The organism is Sphingobacterium sp. UBA2610 (assembly GCF_002339225.1).
Classification (GTDB): domain Bacteria; phylum Bacteroidota; class Bacteroidia; order Sphingobacteriales; family Sphingobacteriaceae; genus Sphingobacterium; species Sphingobacterium multivorum.
This window is the reverse complement of sequence record NZ_DDKA01000001.1, coordinates 514,970-534,950: the sequence shown is the minus strand read 5'-3', so window position 1 is coordinate 534,950 and position 19,981 is coordinate 514,970. Positions and strand designations below refer to the sequence as shown.

Sequence of the window (19,981 nt, the reverse complement as noted above, 5' to 3'; positions counted from 1 at the left end):
AATTTATTTAGGACACATATGACATTTGATAACATTTTTTTTAAACGATTCCAGCTGCAGGCTGTTCTATTAATAAAAAACGAAAGGAAAATTATTATGAGCGAATTAACATGGAAAGGTCGTTGGAACGAAATTAAAGGTAAAGTAAAACAGCAATATGCGGATCTTACAGATGATGATTTACTATATGCAGAAGGCAAGGAAGATGAGTTAGTAGGTAAACTTCAAAAGAAAACAGGTAAAACACAAGATGAGGTGAATAGTTGGTTGAACGGTTTGTAGAATAGTGTTTTCGTGTTAAAGGCGGATAGCAGCAATGTTATCCGCCTTTTTTTTAGGTCTTTTTTCTATAAATCAAATAACTGATCAGCAGGCAAAGGTTCACGAGAACAGCAAAGCTATTTGAATAGATAATCGGTACTTCGCTTTTCATTATGCCGTACCATACCCATAGGGAAAGTCCTATGATTAATGTTAGTAGCATAACCGGAGAAAGGTCATCCACATTCTTTTCCTTTAGCACTTTGATGAGCTGCGGCAGCATAGAAATAGATGTGAGGATACCCGCAATAATACCCAGAAAGTTTTCATTGATCATAAGGACTTCGGTTTTATGTGATCATTACGTTGACATGACTAGATCAAAATGGATAACCGATCGCAAGATTAAACATCAGATTATCTTTTCGCCATCTTGAACTTCCAAAGTCGATATCCTTAAATACCCAACGCTCGCCCTTCGGTAAATAGGGGATACGGAACGGGATGGAAAAGTCGGTACGCAGGATCAGAAAGGTGAAGTCAAAGCGTAGCCCCAGGCCACCGCCCACGGCAAGTTCCTTGAGGAAATCCTTGCTGAATTTGCCCCCGGGCTTATTCTCATCCTCACGTTGTAGCCACACATTACCGGCATCAATAAAGGCTGCCCAATGGACGGGACCAGCTATTTTGGCTCGGTACTCGGTATTCAGCTCCAGCTTGATGTCGCCCGTCTGATCGGCATAAAAAAGCCCGTTTCCGAGTCGCTCGGGTGCCACTGTACCTGGTCCGATTGCACGTGCGCCAAAGGCACGGATACTATTTGGTCCGCCCACATAATATTGCTTAAGATAGGGCAGGGAACGCGAATTGCCATAGGAGTAGCTCATCCCTATACTCACCCGTGATGCGATCTGTGAATTTTCGCTGAGCTTGAAATAATGCCTGCCATCCACACTGGCTTTGATATACTGCGAGAAGTAGGCGTCAAAAAGTTTAAAAGTCTTGCCCTTATTAAAGTCTGCACCTTTGATCAGTCCCAGAATATTGCCCGAAAGGTCCAGGTTTCCCTTGAAATAAAACGTATTGCGCAGGTGCTTTTTCATGGTATTCTGAAAGGTGAAATTATAATTGGGCCCAATCGTAAATTGGGGATCGATTACATGCCGCAACGCCGGAATGGTATCCATCTGCATTTTGTAGCTTTCCGAAATGCCTCTTGGCTGTACATATGTGATTTCCATCAACGCCAGGTCATGCTGTTTCTCTTCGTTCTCTTGCCAGCTGTAACCGTAGCTCAGCGCCATGGAATTGAGGGTATAGGCTTTTCGCCGGTTTAAAAATTCATAGCGTGCCTTGATATAGGTATTCGGAATATATTGACGGGAAGGATTAATGGTGCCAAATGGTGTCAGTATCCTCGGGAAGGTCAAGGTTGCCTCGGTACCGTAGCGGAAATAGCTGGAGTTCAGATCGGCATTACCACCCGTTTGTATTTCGTAACCACCAAATACGTTGATATTGAGCTTCTCGGCGCCCTTAAAGGCATTCCGAAGAGTCCAGGTGACATTCACTTCGGTCCCGTTGTAGACGGAAGCCATTTTTCCCAGCAGTTCTACACGGATGGATTTCTTCGGCAGGGGAGTGAGGTAATAGTATACATCCAGCGCATTGGGTACTTCCTTGCTGTCCACAAAGTTATTTTTGACAAATTTCCAGCTGTTGAGATTCACCAAGTGGCTGATGGTCCTGTTGTGGGCATCGCGGTTATACAGATCGCCCTCCTTGAAAAAGATATGATTGGCAATTACTGGTTTGCGGAAGGTATGATTTGGGTCAATAAAATAATAACTGCTGTCAAATAGTTCGGCATGCCGCGGTGACTGCTGGTAGCCAGCTCCGGTTTCGGTATAGTTTGGGAAAATATAGATCTTATTGATTTTGGACGCAGTTCTTGCCTGTTCGGGCGTTTCCTTTTTTACGGTCACATAGAGGTTGACTTTATGATCCCCGATGGTGCTGTCTACCTGTACCAGGATATAGTCGGGGCTAAAATAATAGTAGCCCTTATTTTTAAGGACATTGTCTATCCGGTCCCGTTCATTGAGTACCACATCCAGGCTATAGTTGTTGTTTGGCCGTAGCAGGCTCTCGCCGGAAGTCCCCTGGATATCGCGGCCGAGTTGGGTCGTACTGTCCACATCAAAGGTGACTGATTTAATGCGGTAGATCAGATTGGGCTTAGCTGTATAGTCTACCGTTGCTTTTTTATTTTCAACTGTGGTATCGGAGGTGACTTCGGCATTGAAAAATCCGATATTCTCCAGCCGGTTGCGCAGCAGATTTTCATTGTACTCCCGGTTTACATCGCTCAGTAGTACAGGTTCCTCGCCAATTTTTTTGAGGAAACGTTTTATAAAGTTGCTGTTGGCGGTATCGCCCGCCATATTGTTAAAATAAAGCTTATAGGGCATGCCCAGCACCCGCTTATTGGGTTTGGGGCGCAGCGATTCGGCTAGGTAGGTCGCCAGTTTCTCCTTGTTTTTCTTCGAAATGGTATCGGATGCGATGTTCACGTTTCCTTTCACGTAAAGGCTCTCGCCTTCGGGCAGGTTTTTGGTCGACGAACAGGCCGCAATGATGCCGCTTATTATAAATAGGCCAATCAGCCCCTGTAGTTTAATTTGCATGGTAAGCCCTTTCCTCGTCTTCATTTTTAATTGCTGTGGTTTTGATCGTATCTAACTGCTTCGGCGTACTCTTTTTCCCTGCGCTGTTTGCCGTGCTGTCCACCTGCTGGCGGCGCTGCTGTTCTTTTTCCTGTTCTTCCATGCGTTTGCGGTATTCGGGGCTATGGAGCATCAGGCTGTCGCGGATGACGGTGCGGACGCTGTCCCGATAAGCCGAATCCTGTTCCATACGCTCGACATCAAAACGTTTCCTAAACTTCTTGCTGCCCGTATTGTAATATTCCTTGAGTTTTTTGGAGCGCATAAAGATCTCCTTAAATCGGTTGTAATCCATAGTAATGATAAAACCGATACCGGTTTCAACAAACTGTCCTTGCAAAGTGACCTGGTATTGGTTTTTGCGGTAGAATCGCGCAAAGTAGCGCCCATCTTGGGAAAGCTGATAATCCAGCTGTATATCACCGGCAATATTATTGGCCGCCTCACCAGGACGTGAATTTCCCTCTACTTCAAAATTGGATCCGATATTTACTTTCAGTCGGTCGTTGAGCAGCATTTTGGACACCCCGATGTTCAGGTCGGTACGCGTCTGGGCAGTTCCAGTGCTGTAATCGTCTGCTGAGGTCAGGTTGAAATCAAGTTCAACTCCCGTAATTAAATCGGAGGCCAGGCGGTTGAGCTGCGAACTCAAAAACGAACTGACGCTATTGCGTACCAGTGCTTCTGTACCCCCGCCACCGGAAAGGCTTTCAAATGGATTGGCCGACATAAAACGCCCCAGCACTATCAGTGAAAAGACTTGTTTATTGAGGTCGGAAGGATTATCGCGTAAAGTCGTCAGGGCATTGTCTACCTTACTGATCACATCCTGCGATACGATGGCATTGTTGGCATTCAGGTCGATATCAAAATTGAGCTGTGGCTGAAACAGTTGGTCTGAAATTTTCAGCAGCACGTCGAAAGGTATCTTTTGCTTGTACAAGTTGGCGTTCTGCGTGCCAAGCTGTGGCGCTACCAGTTCTAGCGTAGGGGCTTTTAAGGTATATACTGCCGTAATATTCAACTGCGCGTCCAATGGATCGCCATTCCAGGTAATTGTACTTCCTTTCTGAAATTTGAAGTCTCTGCTGACGGGACCAAAGCTGAACGAATAACTTCCCCTCTCCACGGTAAAAGTGCCCGACATGGTTATTTTACCGCTGGCATCTACGCCGGCATTTAATTCGGCCTCGCCCTGAATGTTTAGGGCATCCTGCGAGCCTGCATCAAGCAGAATCTTAAACTTAGCATCCTTATCAGTCTGCAGGTTCAGGTCGACATCTATGCCCGTCAGTTTGGTGACGGTCATGGAATCTAATCGGGCAAGGGCATTTGCGGTGGCCGTATCGCGTTTGTCTACAAATTCGACTACACCCTTCCGATCGGCCATACCGGGATCATTGTTGGGCATTACCATGGTAAAATCGGTACTGTCAAGTACTTTGATGGTACCGTCAACAATCGGTTTGTTAAGATTTCCGCCAATTTGCAGATCGGTGCCAAGAAACATTTTTCCATAAAATAGATCGTTGTCTGCTTGAGTGGAATTTAGGACTTCAAAATTGTCCATGGCGATGCCGAGGTCAAATTCAAAATCGGTGTAGGTCTGTGTCTTGATAGAACCGCTGACCTGGGCAAAATTGCCTTTGCTGTCTTCGAGTTCAAATTTGGGGAATGATATTCCATTTTGATCAAAACGGATCTGTTCATCTTTTGCTTTAAACAGGGCATTGAGCATGGCAACATTGAATTCAGCGTCTCTGAAATTGAGATCACCCCGGATCTGTGGTTTGGAAGGAGAGCCTGCTATTTTTAGTTGCCCTTCGACGTTGCCCTTGGAATCTTTGAGATTCCCCATGCTGAAAGCCTGTACCGTCTTCATCGTCAGTGGTGCAATATCGAGTGTGAAGTCAAGTGTTGCATCGCCTTGCGGCGGATTGATGAAATCACCGCTCAGGACGAGGTTATTTCCGTTTTCTGTGATGCTCACGTTGGCATTGTAGGTGTTTTCGCGTTCATTATTGACTTTGATATTGACATTGCCCACGGTATCTTTTCCGAAGTAAAACTTGTCGACGACAAGATCGGCAACAAAAACAGGACTGCTTTCCAAGCGGGAGAGCGTGGTTTGTCCGTTGATGCCGCCGCCGACATCCAGGCTGTCACTCATGACCATCTTGCTCAGTGTCTCGATACGGAAATTTTTAAACGCCACATCAATTGGTGAGTTCAGGATGCTGTCCTGTGACGCAATGCGCAGTTCCTGTCCCTTGTTGCTCAGGACAAAATTGTTGGCCAGCAGTCCTGCGCTGCCAAATTTTAAGCGGTTGTTGGACGCTACCTCCCACTTATCGTAGTTGAGCATGAGGCCGTCCTGTAGGAGGCTGAATTCAAATAGGCCATTATTGGCCTCCATGTTGGCGCCCAGGTGGTATTGTTCTTTGTCCTGTTTATCCTTGATCCAAAGCCCCATGTTGACGATGTTCTGAGCAACCTTACCACTGAAAACCGTATTGGTCAGCTCAATGCTGTTCATTTTAACTTTGTAGATTAAGGCCGAATAATAGAGCGCACTATCCAGACTGTTGATATCCAGGGTCACATTGTCAATCGCTGTACCCGCATACACAATGTGTGGAGCATCCAGTTTGGCCGAGAGGTTTTTGGAGGTACTATTGAAGAGACCATCCAAGGTAATGGCTTTCATTTCTGTCAGCTGTGGCAGAAAATCCTGAATCAGTCTATTGCGGGTCAGCTGTGCCGAAAATTCGATGATCTGAGGTGAGTAGGCCGGAATCTTGACCGGCTTTTCGGGTTTGTAATAAACTTGAAGCAAATCTTGGACGGCACTTTGCAGCTCCAGAATTTTGTATTTGCCGACCAGGTGGGCATTCAGAAAATCAGAACGCAGCACCAGCTGATTGCGGCTGGTATCGGCCTTGGCCAAGAGTGAGACAGTATCCAGTGCGTAACGATCGGAGTTATATTGGATCAACGAATTGGTAATATGCGCTTCACCATTCAAAAAGTTCGGATCTGCCGTGCTGAAGTTACCGCTCAGTTTACCCCGGTAGCTGAGCGCATCCTGCATCAAGTGTAACTTTTGCAGGTTGATGCTGTCGACCAGCAGTTCAAAAGCTACCTTGGGATAAGTCGATTTCATATTGGCGCTGGCATTCAGCTTAAGTTTGATGTTCGGATCGGGGCTCAGAATGGATGCCTTCATCGCGCCTTTATCGGCCGATACATCCATGTCGATATCATGGTAACGGTAGCCCATGGCATCCAGCCGGTTCACTTTACCGTCAAAATTGGCCACCAGTTTTTTAGGATCGGTACCCTTGCCTTTAATTTTTCCTTCGAACGAAAGGATGCCCAGGGTACTGTCCATTTTCATGATTTGACCAATATTGAGGTCACGAACGTTGACTGCCGCATCGTATAAGGTATCGCGCTTGGTCATTTGGACCGTTCCATCGACTTTGGCAGTGCCTTTTTCGGTCACCAATGCGAGGTTGGTCTTGAAGGCAGTCATTCCACCTTTAAAAGTTCCGCTCAGACCGATGGTATTGGGCAGCTCGATGCTCTGGGGCAGCATCGATTTGGAAACCAGTTTTTCGATATCCGAACGGCCGGTCGTCAGTTTTTTCAGGTTGAGGTCTACCGACAATTTATTCATATCGGGTAGTCCTTTCAGATGCAGGCTGGCAATCAATCGGGTATTGGAAAGTGTCCTGAAGTCGATATTCGGAATATACAGGTCATCGACACGGCCGGTCACGCGGGTGTCGATATAAAATTTCTTGTCCAATAGGGGCTTCATCACCTGCATGGTGTCCAGAAAGGGCGCGAGAAATCGGATATCGCGCATATCAATATGGCTTTTTGTGATGTTTGCATTGACCGTGATCAGTTCTGGTCTTTTAGCGATGATATCCAGGGAAGGATAACTTAGCTTAACGTAATCGCGAATCAGCGTGCGTGGTGTTTCCGCATAGAGATTTTTGATTTCGGCACCGGTATTGGTATAATTAAAATCGGCCTTTAGTTGCTTGATGACAAAGCCGGAGTGGTCGGCTGCCACGAGTTCTTTCAATGATCCGCTCATGGAGTCGGCGCTGTAATATAGATCGGTTAACCTGGTTTTAAGACCGGGCATGTGGATATTAAAGTAATCGAAGCCTTTGATGCGCGGCTGATTGTCGTCTTTAAAACGGATACTGGTATTGTTGATGATGATGTCTTTGGCTGAGACGACCCAATTCATTTTTGTGGCCGAACTGGTATCTGTTTTTGCAATGTCGTTCTTTTCTGCCTGGGGGTTCGATTTCTCAGTTTTTGCTTCCTTGTTTTTTGCGTTGGTTGTTGCCGCGTCTGCTTGCGCTGTCACTGCATTGGTTTTTGTCACCTTGGCAGCAGCCTGTTGAATTTTTCCCAGCAGGACATTGTTATCCGAGCCGTCGAGATCGAGCTTTTGGATATCGACAACTTGTTTATTCAGATCAATCTTATTGATGTCGGCATGGAATCTTTTTAGGATAAACTGCGACTTCAGTGCGCTTGACTGGTCCTCATAGCGCACCAAAATATTATTGAGGTCGGCCACCTGAATACCTACATCGGGGAGTAGCGAAGTCGTCTGTGCCGTTTTATCGGTGATACCAAAATCTTCTACCGATGGTCCTGCGCCTTCTACGGCGGGCTTCCACTGCTTGACCGTGGCATTAAGTCCGTCGATATTGATTTTAGGTAGCTCAAAGGCCATGTTTTTGGTCAGGTCAAATTTCTTTATGTTGGTATTTAAACGACCGAGATAGACGTCGGCACTGGTACCGATCACAGCATCCGCATAAACCACATGTATTTTTTCAAACTGTATTTTATCGAGGTTAAACAGCAGGGCAGAAGTTGTGTCGGCAGTAGGTTCACTTTCTTTTTCAGAAGCAAAGGCCTTAACGATATAATCAAAGTTAAAGGCGCTGTCGGGAAGGGTACGTCGTATTTTGGCGGTAATTCCGTGGGCTTCCAGGCTTTGGATCTCTACCGTATTTTTCAAAAGCTTGAGCATATTGATATCGACGGCAATGCTTTTTCCCGCAACCAGGGTATCCTTACTTTGGTCTTCGACGTAAATGTTTTCGAGGACCAATTTTTTGGGAAAATCAATATTAATGTAGCCAATGCTAACGGGTGTGCCGATCTTGCCTTCGACATAATGCGTTACTTTTCCGGCGATATAATTCTGTATACTGGGCAGGCGCAATAAAAAAAGGATCAGCATAAAAAGCGCAATGATGCCGCCAATAATCCACAGTATTGTTTTTAAAGCAATTCGTGTAAATCTGTTCAAGGTGTTGTTGATTTAAGTTTACAGATATAACAACACAGAACTGCAAATGGTTTGGATATCGTGAATTGATATCTCTGCCGATGTATGTTTAGCTTACCATAACAACCAAGTTAGAATCGCTAGAAAGCCGCCACGGATGAGTAATTCCTGTGTGAGCTCCTCGCGGTCCAGTTTATACCAGCTATATTTTTCATAATACTTCCGGATGGTCTGTCTGTTCTTTTCAATGACGATTTTATAGCTTGTTTTCATAACCGATTTATATTGATGTCATGGAAGAACATGCAATTTTAATGCAGTTTTAGGTGCAGGCAAGCGAATTTAGGTAGTTTATGTGGTACTATTGGTTATAAAATACAGGCTAAAGGGGTATTTTTAACACGATACTTTGCCAAATACGTTCGGGAAAGATACATGTCGATTACTGGTTGCTGTTTGCAGAAAGAAATTTGGCATTTTCCGGACAATAATCAGGCTTAGCTTGAATAGCTAAGCATGATTGCTTCGTTCGGCATGCGTGTTATCTTCGATATCTTTCCTATAGGATTGTTTTCTACCGTTCGTTGTTGTCGATTGTGCCGGGTTCATGCCCCGTGTTTTGGTCATATCGCGCGGCTACTCTTCGTGTACGCTGCGTCTGATCCGAAGGAAGAGTTTCGGTCTGTTGTCCCCGGCTGTAGAACGTATCTTCACTAAAGTGATAATGTTTGTAAAATTCGGTAGGATCGTAATTGTTAGCGCTCACGATAAAGCCCACATCGCCGGTACCTTCAAACACATGGCGGACGCTAAGTTCTGTTTCGGGGTCGAGCTGATCAGTAAGGTAAGCAGGCAGTCGGATGGCCTGGTCTTCGCTAATGGAGATGACCACCACTTCGCCATCATCGGCAGGATTATACAGATAATCTGTAGCGGGCTCTTCCGTAGGAATTTCATCTACGGTAAAGATCACGCTATGATTGATGGGTTCGACCGGCGGGGTGGGATAGGCTTCATCATTGCTCGCCTGAATCTTTGTGCCATCGTAGAGCGAAGCAAGGCCTATTGGTACAAGTACTTTCTTATCGTCTTCCACTACAAATTCGGCATCATTGAGATCAACGATGATATAACGGACCTGTTGGCTTTCGGGATCAAAGAGCAGATCATCGACCTTGCCGATCAGCTGACCGGCCTCATTTTTTACTTTCCAGCCGCGGATATCAGGTTCGCCATCGACAATTTCAAAATCGCTTCCACCGAGTTCAATCAAATGATTATAGTTTTTTTCTTCTAATGCCATGTTTTCAAATGTTTTGCGTTATCAATTCGTAGGTGTGACAGTGATTTAAAGGGTATCCCGTTGCGGTGCTGTACTATTGATGCTTGTGTCGGGCGTAGATTCAGGTAGCCTGTCGTCGGTGTTGTTGCGGTTTACAAAATACACTACCAATCCCAATGCAATCAATGAAAGCAGGATCCACAGCCACTTGGGCGCTCCGTTTCTAGGTTTTACTTCTAAATGTGCCATAAATTCTTTTTTTAAAAAGAACAACCCCTGAATGGCTTCGTTTGAAAAATTTTTCAGACGTTTTCCTCGCAGTAGTTCTTGTTGTTCTGTTTTCAGGGGATTGCATGCCAACATTACAAGGAAATAGTTAAGGGCGGAAACGGCCATGACCACGGTGAGGGCTTCGGTAGAGCCTAACAAGCACGAGGAGCAGCGTTCATGCGGGATGAATGGGCGGTGGATGGCCGGACTCCTTTCACAGCTTTTGGTCGCCCTATATCAAAAAAGAAAAATAATTCAAACGATTTACCGCTGACATTGTTCTTTGGTCGGAAATGTATTAATTAGTTAAATAAACAGAGGTTAAAGGATTGTTTTTTGTAAAGGCTAGGTTCGTGGTTGACCTAGCCTTTTTCTGTTGTCGGCTATAGTCTAATCATCCAAGAGCTGTCTCGGTTAAATTTTCGATCAGCTGATGATTTTAGGTCCTCCAACGGTCATTGATTTCCGTCGACTGAATATCCCCGTATAAAATAATCCTATTTGATAATTTATAAAAATTATTTATTTTTAAAGATAAATAACCTAATGTACGTTATAAATACTGATTTATGCTCAAAAAAATTAATCTTGTCATCGTACTGTGCCTTGTATTGCTGAGTTATATTTTTGCACAGGGACAATCGCTATCAAGCGGCTTTGTATCTTTGGTTATTAAGCTAAAAGGTAATACGAATGTAAAAGAACTTGACTTGAGCATTCCTTTTATGAGTAATCCTTTCCAGCAGGATAAGCCACTGCCATTTACACAAGTAAATGATTCTACATGGATGGCATCGGCCTATTCCTTTGGCCCTTCGTCGGTTTATTTAAGGCTAAATGGCCAATACCTCGCTTTTTTGCTTGTACCAAAGCAAGTGGGCACATTAACTGTTGCGATGTCGAATGACGGAAACAGCAGCTTGCATTATCAGGGACCATTTAAGCAGGTTTTCGACAATTCGGCGAAGCAGGAAAAATTGCTGATGGGGCTGTTTAGCTATCCTGCGGATAAAAAAAATGAAAAAATACCCTTTAAATCGGCAAATGATTTTATAATATATCAGTTGGGTAAGGTAGAAGAAATGACTAAAAAGCTGATTCCAGACTCAACTTCAGGATTTCTGAGGGAATACTATACCAAAATTGTCGAAGGTTTTCGGATACCAAGTTTTCTTTTAAATTATGCGGATATTTACGAGCACAATAAAAAGGCAGGACTGGATTCCACGCAGTTTCCATTGGTGCCAAAGCGGGATATTTCGTTTTACAAGGAAATCCTTAGCCCCAGATATCAGGATACCCTGAGTCTTTTTTCTGCTGCTTATGCTGCCATTCAGGCGGCCATCCTGCAGGATTCTCTGTTGCATCTTCCGGATATTACCGAGGTTGGCCCCATGGCTTTCAGAGAGCAGCTGCAACATCGCCTGGGCCCCATATTTAATCAGGATGGAAAGCTGTTTTATGAGATGGCCACAGCCAATGCTTTTGTCCAAAAAATGAATAAGGGCTATCAATTAAGCGTGCAAAATAAGTACTACATTACACATAGTTTTACCATAAAAGATCTGGTCGAATACCTTCTTTATCAGGATGAGCAAAATGCACTCCGAAAACAAAGGTCCACGGCAAAGGTCGTTATGTTTCCTTTTGCCATCGATAAGGAAGATGTCCTTGAAGAACTGATCAAGCCCTATCGGGGAAAAGTAGTTGTAATCGATCTTTGGGCGACCTGGTGTGGCCCCTGCATCGCATCTTTTTCGGAAATGGAAAAGGTCAAGAATCAATATAGCAATCGGGATGATGTCGTATTTGTATATGTGACGGATGAAAGCTCTGATCGCAAAAAATTTCAGGAATTTACAGATCTGCTCAAAGGCGATCACTATTACCTCTATAAAAAACAATTTGCAACAATCATCAAACAGTTTAATAACGCTATCCCCAGTTACCTCGTTTTCGATAAAACAGGTAACTTATCCGACCGTGCCACAGCTCCGGAGAATCAGGCTGTGGTCGCCAAATCCTGGATAGAAAAGGCCCTGAATAATTAGGGAAGAAGGTTATACAGTTGTAACTGAATGGACGATGGCTCAGGATAAAGTAGACAAAAGCCCGGCGATGGAAATCCATGCCGGGCTTTTCAATGCATTGCTCTTGATAGGAATTGTTTTAAGCTGTTATTCCTGCACTTTTTCATATTCCAGCGTACCGGTTTTGTCGCTGCTGATGACACGTTTCTTCTCGTCAAACGATTCTACCTTAAATTTGACGGAGATGATGCTTATTTTTACGGTAAGTGTTTTATTGTCTTCGGATAGTTTCCATTTTCCATTACGGGAATCACCATTGTGGATACCCTGAAATTTTCCGTCCTCCATAAACACCTGATAAGTGTCCTTAGGTGTAGACACAACGCCATCGACGTTTGTCTGTTTGACCAATTTCCATTTCCCAATAAGTTCTTTGGCGGTCTGGCTATATCCTGCAAAGGAACAAAGGACCAAAATAAGTGTTACGAGTGTTTTCATGTTGTGTTTGATTGCGGTGTAAAGGATATCTTAAATATAATGAGTATTAGCGCTTTTTTAGACAGTTTTTACATAAATATAATCAATCAAGTAGATCGGGTGGGTGGCTGGAGGAAGTAGGAAACGCTTTTTATTGTTTCGGAAAATAACTGTAGAAAATTAATGCTTGCTAGCTCCGAGGTTGTTTTTTTCTAAAACTTCCTGGTGTCTCCCCAGTCCATTTTTTAAAGAATTTCGAAAAGTTTGAAGCGTCGTATGTCAAGTGAAGTGCAATTTTTGCGATGGACAGGGGTGAATTAATCAGAAGTTCTTTGGCGCTACTGATAATTTTGAGATTGTAGAAATAACCGGGATGGTAACCTTTCTCTTTTTGAATGGTATAACAAAGATGTTTTGGAGAAACCGCAATTTCTCGGGCGATCTTGTTAAGCTCCATAAACTCCATGGTACGTCCAGTTATAACATCGTCAATATGTGTGTCCAGATAAGACAGTGTAATGCCTATCCATCAAAACAATGCCGTGGGTATACGCTGTATGCGAAGCAAATAATTTCCGTTAACTATTTTTGGAGAATATATGTAGTGGGATAGTTATCAGCGAAAGCTGATAACTATCTTTTATTTGCAGACACACACGGCGCAAAATGATCGGAATATTGTTCGCTATTCTTTGTTAATCAGAAGCTTGTTTTTATAATCGGAAGGTGTAACCCCTTTAATCGATTTAAAGAACTTGTTGAAGTTGGGCAAAGAGTTGAAACCACAAGCGTAAGCGATATGGGTTATTGGGTTTTCTTCCTGAACCAAAGCCTGCAGGCTTCATTGATCCGGACTTCATTGACGAATTTTGAAAATGTTTTCCGTGTACGTGCTTTAAAAAAACGACAAAAAGACGGCTTGGTCAAGTTGGCCAATTTGGCTGCCTCGTCCAGGGAAATGTCATCACTGAAATTTTCAAAAACATACGTGTAAATACTGAAGATAATTTCTCCATCCTTACCCGCCAGGCCATCAATATAATGTTTATTGGATAGTTTACTGTATTCCTGAGTATGCAACAGAATCCCTAAAGACTCGAAGAGATAGGCTGTTTTTTGTATTTCAGGAATAACTATCATCTTGTGCAGTATTTTTTTGAGTTTATTTTTTGCTTCTCCATAAAACAGCATTCCCTGTCTCGATCGCTCAAGAAAGTCTTTTAGCTGGCTTGTTTCAAATAATAGGGAGCAGAAAGACAGCAGGGCCTCTGGATCGAAATACAAGGTGATAAATTGTACGTTTTGCTCCTGGCCGGTTTCTGTAGGCGAGTTGTGCCAGACGTGTGGCAAACCAGGACCAATAAAAGTCAGCTCATCGCTTTCAAAGTCTTCCAGCTGATCTCCTATGCAGCTTTGGCCTTTACCCTTCATGATGTAAGTAAGCTGACATTCACGGTGAAAATGGTACTCGGAAAGAAGTTTGGGACAATTTTCGTGTCGGATTTCAAAAATCCTGTTTCCTGAATTTGAAAGTGCTTTCGCGTAAATTGGCTGCATAGATTCTTAACATATTTAATGAAATAAATGGGAACGTACACCAATCTTTATAATCGATTGAAAGTGATCACTCAAAAAACGTTTTTTAACGGTTAAAAGGCATGTATTAAACGCTTAAAATCATGTAAAATATTACTTTTTTCCAGTTCGTCGGACGGCAATCAAACTATATTAATCAAAGTTTAGCAACCCGTTGCCTATATTTTTTGCCAAAAAGCAAAAAATATAGCATGCTTATCGTGTATATTTAGGATATTGTTGGCACGCCATTAGTTCGATAGATTCATTGTATGCAAAAAAAGACCAATAGATATAGCCAATCGGCCACAGATCTTATTGTAAAGCTGTTTGAAAGCATTCATCCGCTGTCGGACGATTTAAAACAGCTGATCGAAACGCATAGCTATGTGATCGATGTGAAAGCCGGGGTTCGCCTGACTGATATCGGACAGGTGCAAAAGCAGATCTACTTCATTCTCCAGGGCGGTGTACATACTTATTATATTGATCCGGCGGGTAACGAGATCTGCTCTTGGCTGCTGTATGAAGGGGAGCTCGCGATTGCGGTCTATAGCTTTTTTAGTCAAAAACCGAGCTTCGAAGCCATCGAAACACTGGAGCCCTGCCGTCTATTGGTTCTGAGCTACGAGAAACTGAATGAGCTGTACCATAAATTCCCCGAATTTAATTTTATCGGTAGGGTATTGACCGAACGTTATTATATCAAAAGTGAAGAGAAAGCCAATGAACTGCGAATGTTGCCCGCGGTGGACCGATATAGAAATCTCGTTGAACGTTATCCTGAAATTTTAAAACGCACACCGTTGGGTATCGTCGCCTCGTATTTGGGGATAACGCAATCTACATTGAGCCGCATAAGAGCAAAAGTTTAACATGCCCACAGAATCCTGAACTTTTTTATAAGGAAGCAACACAATGTGTTAATAGGGCATCTAAAAAGAGCAATAAAGTGTATGTGTTTGCCAATAGCTATCCTTATTTTTGATGATATGGCGAGGATTCATTGCTTTTCTATTGCGAACAGTTGGCATTGCATCCCTAAATCGAATCGTAAACCTCAATGAAATTGAACACATCAATGCTAAACCGTATATGTACTGGTCTTGCACTCTGTTTTCTCCTGTCGGTGAAAATTGCTGTTGCGCAGACTGGAGCCAAGAAAGAAAACTGTATCTGGTTTGAACAACCTGCGAATGCCTTAGCCGTAGATTCCAAAAACGGCTGGGAGAGTGACCCCGAGTGGCTGAAAGCCCTACCCATTGGTAATGGAAACCTTGGGGCTATGGTTTTTGGCGATGTCAACCACGAGCGGATTCAGCTGAACGAAATGACCTTATGGAGTGGAAGCTTCGACGCAGGCGACAATTCTGCGGCTTCACAGTCCCTGCAAAAGATTCGTGAATTGCTGTTTCAGGGCAACTATAAAGAAGCAACCGAACTGACCAATAAAACGCAGATTACAAAGGGAAAAGGATCGGGGAGTGGTAATGGTGCCAATGTTCCCTTTGGTTGCTTCCAGACCTTGGGCGATTTACGGCTTGACTTTGGTACGGATGCCACTTATCAGAATTATCGCCGTGAATTGGATCTGATGAAAGGAATTGCTTCCAGTTCTTTTGTCCAAAATGGCGTCAAGTTTACACGGGAAGTTTTCGCTAGTCACCCCGATCAGGCGATCATTATCCGGCTCACTGCAGACAAAGCCGGGGCGATCAATGTGCTCTTCAGTTTGGATCGGCCGGAAAGGTTTGCGACAGCGGTTACGGCAAAGCACGGACTGCGCATGTTTGGCGTGCTCGATAATGGCCGGGGTGGAAATGGTATGCTGTATGAAGCTGAGGTGACACCGGTCCTGGAAGGCGGCAAAATCAGCAGCCAGACCAAAACCGGTATTCAGGTTACAGGTGCCAATGCGTTGACGCTTATTGTAACTGCAAAAACAAATTATAAACAGCGTTATCCAGACTATATTAATGCCAATTATCAAAAAGAACATCTCGAAATACGGAAAGCGGCTACGGGCAAATCGTACCAGACGCTTCGGGATCGTCATATCAAAGACTTTTCTTCGTTTATGGGACGGGTGAGTTTTCAGCTGGGAAATAGTACCAATAATATGCCTACCAATGTGTTGATGGCCAATAATCTGCGTAGCGGAAATGAACAGGCCTTATATCCCCTGTATTTTCAGTACGGCAGATACCTATTGCTTTCTTCCTCGAGAGCGGGCGGTCTTCCTGCCAATCTGCAGGGAATCTGGGCCAATAAGATACAAACACCATGGAATGGCGATTACCATACCGATATCAATATACAGATGAACTACTGGCCTGCGGAGGTAGCCAATCTATCCGAATCGCATCGTCCCCTGATGGATCTGATCGCATCGCTTGTGGCACCAGGTAGCAAAACAGCCCAGATACAATATGGGATGCGGGGATGGGCGCTGCATCCGATAACGAATGTTTGGGGCTACACTTCTCCGGGGGAAAGTGCAAGTTGGGGGATGCATATCGGGGCCGGAGCCTGGATTGCCCAACATATCTGGGAACATTATGCCTTTACACAGGATAAAGACTTTTTAAGAAAAGCTTATCCGATTCTAAAAGAGGCTTCGACTTTTTACCAAGATTGGCTGACAACGGATCCTAAAACAGGGCTGCTGGTTTCGGGGCCTTCACCTTCGCCAGAAAATTCCTTTAAAGCGCCCGATGGCTCTATTGCGCAGATCAGTATGGGGCCATCGCATGACCAGCAGGTTATTTTCAATCTATTTGAGCACACACTGGCTGCGTCGGAAATACTGGGTTTAAAGGACGATGCTTTTGGAAAGGCATTGAAGGCCGCAAAAGACAAACTGGCCCGTCCAAAAATTGGTCATGACGGGCGCCTGATGGAATGGGCCGAAGAGTTTGAAGAGGTAGAACCTGCTCATCGTCATCTGTCCCATCTGTTTGCGCTATACCCGGGTAATAAAATCACGTTGGATCGTACGCCCGCATTGGCAAAAGCTGTGCAGCAGTCGTTGGAAAGACGTGGCGATGATGGGGTAGGCTGGACCTACGCCTGGAAAATTGCGCTTTGGGCACGATTGCAGCAGGGCGATCGGGCATTGAAGTTGCTCAATAAACAACTGCGCCCTACATCGGATATGGATACCAAATATGACGGTGGGGGCGGGACTTATTACAATATGTTTGATGCTTGTCCCCCATTTCAGATCGATGGCAACTTTGGCGTGATTGCCGGAATGGCCGAAATGCTCCTGCAAAGCCATGAAGATTTTATCGAGCTGCTTCCGGCGCTTCCCGCCAATTGGAAAGATGGCGAGATAAAGGGCCTGGTAGCTAGGGGAGCGATCGAAATTGATCTGAAATGGACAAATGGTCAATTGGTCAGCGCTGCAGCAAAAGCCAAAAAGAAACAGAAATGTCGGGTGAAGTATGCGGGGAAATTGCTGGAGCTTGAACTACCGGCGGGTGAAAAAGTCAATCTGAAAATATAATTTCAAAAAAATACCGAAGGATAAATTCCTTCGGTATTTTTTTTGTGAAAAAGAAAATTACAATTTAAAGTTAGATGGTTTTGCTGTCACGCAGCATCTTAATGATATTGTGCGCTTCAAGTTGCTTGCTGAGCTGCGTGTTGATCAAACTATGCACATTTTGCGAAAGCTCTTCCGAACCATCAGCCAAAGCGGTTTGATAGGTCGATTTGAATGCATCTTCACCCTGCTCACAGGTTTCTAGCAGACTTCTTTCGTCATCTCCCGTGATATTTACTTTTATTCCCATCCATGCGCGGAAAAGCTTACCGCTCAGCATGGTGCTATCTGTTGGTTCTTTGCCTTCAAGTTCAACATAAGGTGTCAACTCGGCAATAAATTCTTCCGACTGTCCGATAAATTTTTGAAATGTTGGGACTAGTTTATCCAAGCCATGGCTAGTTGCCAGATCAATTGCCTTTTTATAACCTTCGATGCGGTCGTTGTTGATTTTGATAATATCGTTGATGATCTCCGGATTGTTGATGTTGTTTTCCATAATATTGTTATTTGTTATCATTTTGTTTATTCGAAAAACAGCAGGCATTGCATGATCGTTTGCAGAATTCGAGATTCAGGTATTTAAATCGTAGCCCGTATTTATCCCATTTTTTATTGCACGGGAATAAATCTGTCTAAAACTTTCTGCAATTTGCCCTTGTTCTTAAAACCGAATACTGTCCATTAGGCAGCGCAACGAAAACTATGCAACAAAACATTCATGTAGCCATTATCGGGGGTGGACCCAGTGGCCTGTTTATGTACAAAAGATTGATCGAAAAGAATATCGCCGGTCTCAAGGTATCTATTTTCGAATCCCGAAAACAATTGGGGGCAGGAATGCCTTACAGCTACGAAGGTGCCACACCGGAGCACTTGACGAATGTATCGGATCATGAAATCCCCACATTGGTCACGACGATTGAGGATTATGTTCAATCCCTATCGGAGGCCACGCTCCGTACTTATGGAATCGATGTGGACGATTTTAATCGCTACAAAGTGGTTCCACGGCTGCTCCTCGGCCGCTACCTTTCGGAGCAGTTTATGTTATTGAAGCGGATGGCGGATGAACAGGGCATTGAAACACAGGTTCACCTCGCTAGCCAGGTTACGGATATTATTGACCTCGAAGGCCAGGCGCAGGTTAAAATTACGGTGGGCAGCACCGATACCTATATCTTAGACAAGGTAGTCATCTGTACCGGACATAAGTGGCCAACCAAGTATGAGGGCAATGTCGAACATTATTTCGAATCGCCCTATCCACCGTCCAAGTTGGCCTTAAAAACCAATCACGCCGTCGGCATACGCGGTGCTTCGCTCACAGCAATCGACGCTATCCGTACGCTGGCTCGCCACAATGGTTCTTTTGAAACCCTGGAGACAGGAGAGCTAAGGTATCAGATCGACCCGGGAAGCGAAAATTTTAAGATATTGATGCATACCCGCAGTGGGCTGCTTCCTGCGATCCGCTTCCATCAGGAAGAACCTTTCTTGGCCAATAACCTGGTGATCTCCGAAGAGGAGCTGATGCTTAACAGGCTAGAGAATGAGGGTTTCGTCTCGCTGGATTTTCTGTTTGAGCGCAATTTTAAAGCGCAGTTCAAGGAAAGAGATCCCGACTTTTATGCGATCGTGGAAAAGCTCAGCCTGGAAGACTTTGTAGAGGCAGTACTCCATTTAAGGGAACAGAAAGATGCCTTCGAGGGATTTCGCCAGGAGCATGAACAAGCGCTGAAATCTATTAAAAGGCGCCAATCCATCTATTGGAAGGAAGTCCTTTCTGCCTTGAGTTTCACCTTAAATTACCCCGCCAAGTACATGTCTGCCGAAGATATGCTGCGTTTAAAAAAAGTACTCATGCCGCTGATTTCTATTGTCATCGCTTTTGTGCCGCAGAGTTCCAGTCGTGAGATGCTTGCACTGTACGATGCCGGCCGCCTGGAAGTGGTCAATGTAGGCAACGAAAGCCGGGTTGAACCAGCGAGCGATCGCGGCGCCAATTATTTTTATACTGATGAATCAGGGATCGAAATAAAATCGCATTATAAGACATTTGTGGATTGTGTGGGACAGCGACCACTGAACTTTGAAGAATTTCCATTCAAGAGTTTGGTCGACAATGGCCATGTCAGCCCAGCCTACTTACGGTTTCGCTCCGTGGAACAGGCCAAGGAACAAATGCTGGCCGGTAATGACCACATGTTTGTGGCACCGGATGGCGCTATTTTTTTGCAGGTACCCGGTGTAAAGATCGATGACAGCTTCCGCTTGGTGGATCACAGTGGTATCGCTAGCCAACGTCTTTTTATGATGGCCGTACCTTATATGGGGGGGTACAATCCGGATTATTCAGGCCTTGATTTTTGTGCTGCGACATCGGCTATCATTGCTGGGAAGATTGCGGAGAGCGGATAAATACGCAACTTTTTGTTAAAATACGGTAAGATGGTTGAGGGCCGGCGGCGCACGATTTAATTT

At 44.4% G+C, this 19,981-nt stretch carries 16 protein-coding genes; 5 read left to right on the top strand and 11 right to left on the bottom strand.

All coding sequences use genetic code 11. The features are described 5' to 3' along the window. Window positions 1-96: 96 nt before the first annotated feature. Window positions 97-282: a CsbD family protein gene (locus B4Z47_RS02345; RefSeq protein WP_046675215.1), complete on the top strand. Its 186-nt coding sequence runs from the start codon at window positions 97-99 to the stop codon at window positions 280-282. A gap of 52 nt (window positions 283-334) precedes the next feature. Here the strand turns inward: B4Z47_RS02345 and B4Z47_RS02340 are convergent, their stop codons facing one another. The 6 genes from B4Z47_RS02340 to B4Z47_RS02315 all read right to left on the bottom strand — a co-directional run bounded on the left by B4Z47_RS02340 (window position 335) and on the right by B4Z47_RS02315 (window position 9,847). Beyond that, the gene (locus B4Z47_RS02340) at window positions 335-598 is read right to left on the bottom strand and encodes a SemiSWEET transporter (protein ID WP_070568180.1); all 264 of its coding nucleotides are present in this window, start codon (window positions 596-598) and stop codon (window positions 335-337) included. A 43-nt stretch (window positions 599-641) separates the two neighbouring features. Beyond that, complete coding sequence (locus B4Z47_RS02335) at window positions 642-2,972, bottom strand: BamA/TamA family outer membrane protein (protein WP_286726703.1); 2,331 nt, start codon at window positions 2,970-2,972, stop codon at window positions 642-644. Then, window positions 2,938-8,337, bottom strand: coding sequence for a translocation/assembly module TamB domain-containing protein (locus B4Z47_RS02330; protein WP_286726702.1), 5,400 nt, complete (start codon window positions 8,335-8,337; stop codon window positions 2,938-2,940). The genes B4Z47_RS02335 and B4Z47_RS02330 overlap by 35 nt, the downstream gene beginning before the upstream one ends. 93 nt (window positions 8,338-8,430) lie before the next feature. Further along, window positions 8,431-8,589, bottom strand: coding sequence for a hypothetical protein (locus B4Z47_RS02325; protein ID WP_156167705.1), 159 nt, complete (start codon window positions 8,587-8,589; stop codon window positions 8,431-8,433). 301 nt (window positions 8,590-8,890) lie between these two features. Continuing rightward, on the bottom strand, window positions 8,891-9,619 hold the full coding sequence (locus tag B4Z47_RS02320) for a PRC-barrel domain-containing protein (RefSeq protein WP_159333182.1): 729 nt from the start codon (window positions 9,617-9,619) through the stop codon (window positions 8,891-8,893). Window positions 9,620-9,664: 45 nt separating this feature from the next. After that, a complete protein-coding gene (locus B4Z47_RS02315) occupies window positions 9,665-9,847 on the bottom strand; it encodes a hypothetical protein (protein ID WP_147282076.1) in 183 nt (60 codons plus the stop codon). 590 nt (window positions 9,848-10,437) lie between these two features. Between B4Z47_RS02315 and B4Z47_RS02310 the strand changes: the two genes are divergently transcribed. After that, entirely contained in the window at window positions 10,438-11,919 is a 1,482-nt protein-coding gene (locus B4Z47_RS02310; RefSeq protein ID WP_159333181.1) for a TlpA family protein disulfide reductase, read from the top strand. 126 nt (window positions 11,920-12,045) lie between these two features. Here B4Z47_RS02310 and B4Z47_RS02305 read toward each other — a convergent pair whose 3' ends face one another. The 4 genes from B4Z47_RS02305 to B4Z47_RS02295 form a co-directional block, all read right to left on the bottom strand. Further along, the gene (locus B4Z47_RS02305) at window positions 12,046-12,396 is read right to left on the bottom strand and encodes a lipocalin-like domain-containing protein (protein WP_159333180.1); all 351 of its coding nucleotides are present in this window, start codon (window positions 12,394-12,396) and stop codon (window positions 12,046-12,048) included. A 169-nt stretch (window positions 12,397-12,565) separates the two neighbouring features. Then, window positions 12,566-12,841, bottom strand: a complete 276-nt coding sequence (locus B4Z47_RS02300) for a helix-turn-helix domain-containing protein (RefSeq protein ID WP_083296057.1) — start codon at window positions 12,839-12,841, stop codon at window positions 12,566-12,568. A 219-nt stretch (window positions 12,842-13,060) separates the two neighbouring features. Then, on the bottom strand, window positions 13,061-13,204 hold the full coding sequence (locus B4Z47_RS24650) for a helix-turn-helix domain-containing protein (protein ID WP_159333179.1): 144 nt from the start codon (window positions 13,202-13,204) through the stop codon (window positions 13,061-13,063). Continuing rightward, entirely contained in the window at window positions 13,180-13,932 is a 753-nt protein-coding gene (locus B4Z47_RS02295) for an AraC family transcriptional regulator (protein WP_159333178.1), read from the bottom strand. The genes B4Z47_RS24650 and B4Z47_RS02295 overlap by 25 nt, the downstream gene beginning before the upstream one ends. A gap of 290 nt (window positions 13,933-14,222) precedes the next feature. Between B4Z47_RS02295 and B4Z47_RS02290 the strand changes: the two genes are divergently transcribed. Then, window positions 14,223-14,825, top strand: a complete 603-nt coding sequence (locus B4Z47_RS02290; protein WP_159333177.1) for a Crp/Fnr family transcriptional regulator — start codon at window positions 14,223-14,225, stop codon at window positions 14,823-14,825. A gap of 188 nt (window positions 14,826-15,013) precedes the next feature. Beyond that, entirely contained in the window at window positions 15,014-17,458 is a 2,445-nt protein-coding gene (locus tag B4Z47_RS02285; protein ID WP_286726696.1) for a glycoside hydrolase family 95 protein, read from the top strand. Between the two features lie 70 nt (window positions 17,459-17,528). Here the strand turns inward: B4Z47_RS02285 and B4Z47_RS02280 are convergent, their stop codons facing one another. Beyond that, window positions 17,529-17,996 (bottom strand): PA2169 family four-helix-bundle protein, encoded by a 468-nt coding sequence (locus B4Z47_RS02280; RefSeq protein ID WP_070568325.1) that lies wholly within the window; start codon window positions 17,994-17,996, stop codon window positions 17,529-17,531. A 206-nt stretch (window positions 17,997-18,202) separates the two neighbouring features. On the opposite strand from B4Z47_RS02280, the gene B4Z47_RS02275 reads away from it, so the two are divergent. After that, window positions 18,203-19,918, top strand: coding sequence for an FAD/NAD(P)-binding protein (locus B4Z47_RS02275; RefSeq protein WP_159333174.1), 1,716 nt, complete (start codon window positions 18,203-18,205; stop codon window positions 19,916-19,918). The last annotated feature ends 63 nt before the right edge of the window (window positions 19,919-19,981 follow it).

Bases quoted from the DNA above. Each gene is read 5' to 3' on its own strand.
- B4Z47_RS02295 (WP_159333178.1), bottom strand. From the start codon at position 13,932: ATGCAGCCAATTTACGCGAAAGCACTTTCAAATTCAGGAAACAGGATT.
- B4Z47_RS02305 (WP_159333180.1), bottom strand. From the start codon at position 12,396: ATGAAAACACTCGTAACACTTATTTTGGTCCTTTGTTCCTTTGCAGGA.
- B4Z47_RS02280 (WP_070568325.1), bottom strand. From the start codon at position 17,996: ATGGAAAACAACATCAACAATCCGGAGATCATCAACGATATTATCAAA.
- B4Z47_RS02300 (WP_083296057.1), bottom strand. From the start codon at position 12,841: ATGGAGTTTATGGAGCTTAACAAGATCGCCCGAGAAATTGCGGTTTCT.
- B4Z47_RS02325 (WP_156167705.1), bottom strand. From the start codon at position 8,589: ATGAAAACAAGCTATAAAATCGTCATTGAAAAGAACAGACAGACCATC.
- B4Z47_RS02345 (WP_046675215.1), top strand. From the start codon at position 97: ATGAGCGAATTAACATGGAAAGGTCGTTGGAACGAAATTAAAGGTAAA.
- B4Z47_RS02310 (WP_159333181.1), top strand. From the start codon at position 10,438: ATGCTCAAAAAAATTAATCTTGTCATCGTACTGTGCCTTGTATTGCTG.
- B4Z47_RS02290 (WP_159333177.1), top strand. From the start codon at position 14,223: ATGCAAAAAAAGACCAATAGATATAGCCAATCGGCCACAGATCTTATT.
- B4Z47_RS02340 (WP_070568180.1), bottom strand. From the start codon at position 598: ATGATCAATGAAAACTTTCTGGGTATTATTGCGGGTATCCTCACATCT.
- B4Z47_RS02335 (WP_286726703.1), bottom strand. From the start codon at position 2,972: ATGAAGACGAGGAAAGGGCTTACCATGCAAATTAAACTACAGGGGCTG.
- B4Z47_RS02320 (WP_159333182.1), bottom strand. From the start codon at position 9,619: ATGGCATTAGAAGAAAAAAACTATAATCATTTGATTGAACTCGGTGGA.
- B4Z47_RS02275 (WP_159333174.1), top strand. From the start codon at position 18,203: ATGCAACAAAACATTCATGTAGCCATTATCGGGGGTGGACCCAGTGGC.
- B4Z47_RS02285 (WP_286726696.1), top strand. From the start codon at position 15,014: ATGAAATTGAACACATCAATGCTAAACCGTATATGTACTGGTCTTGCA.
- B4Z47_RS02315 (WP_147282076.1), bottom strand. From the start codon at position 9,847: ATGGCACATTTAGAAGTAAAACCTAGAAACGGAGCGCCCAAGTGGCTG.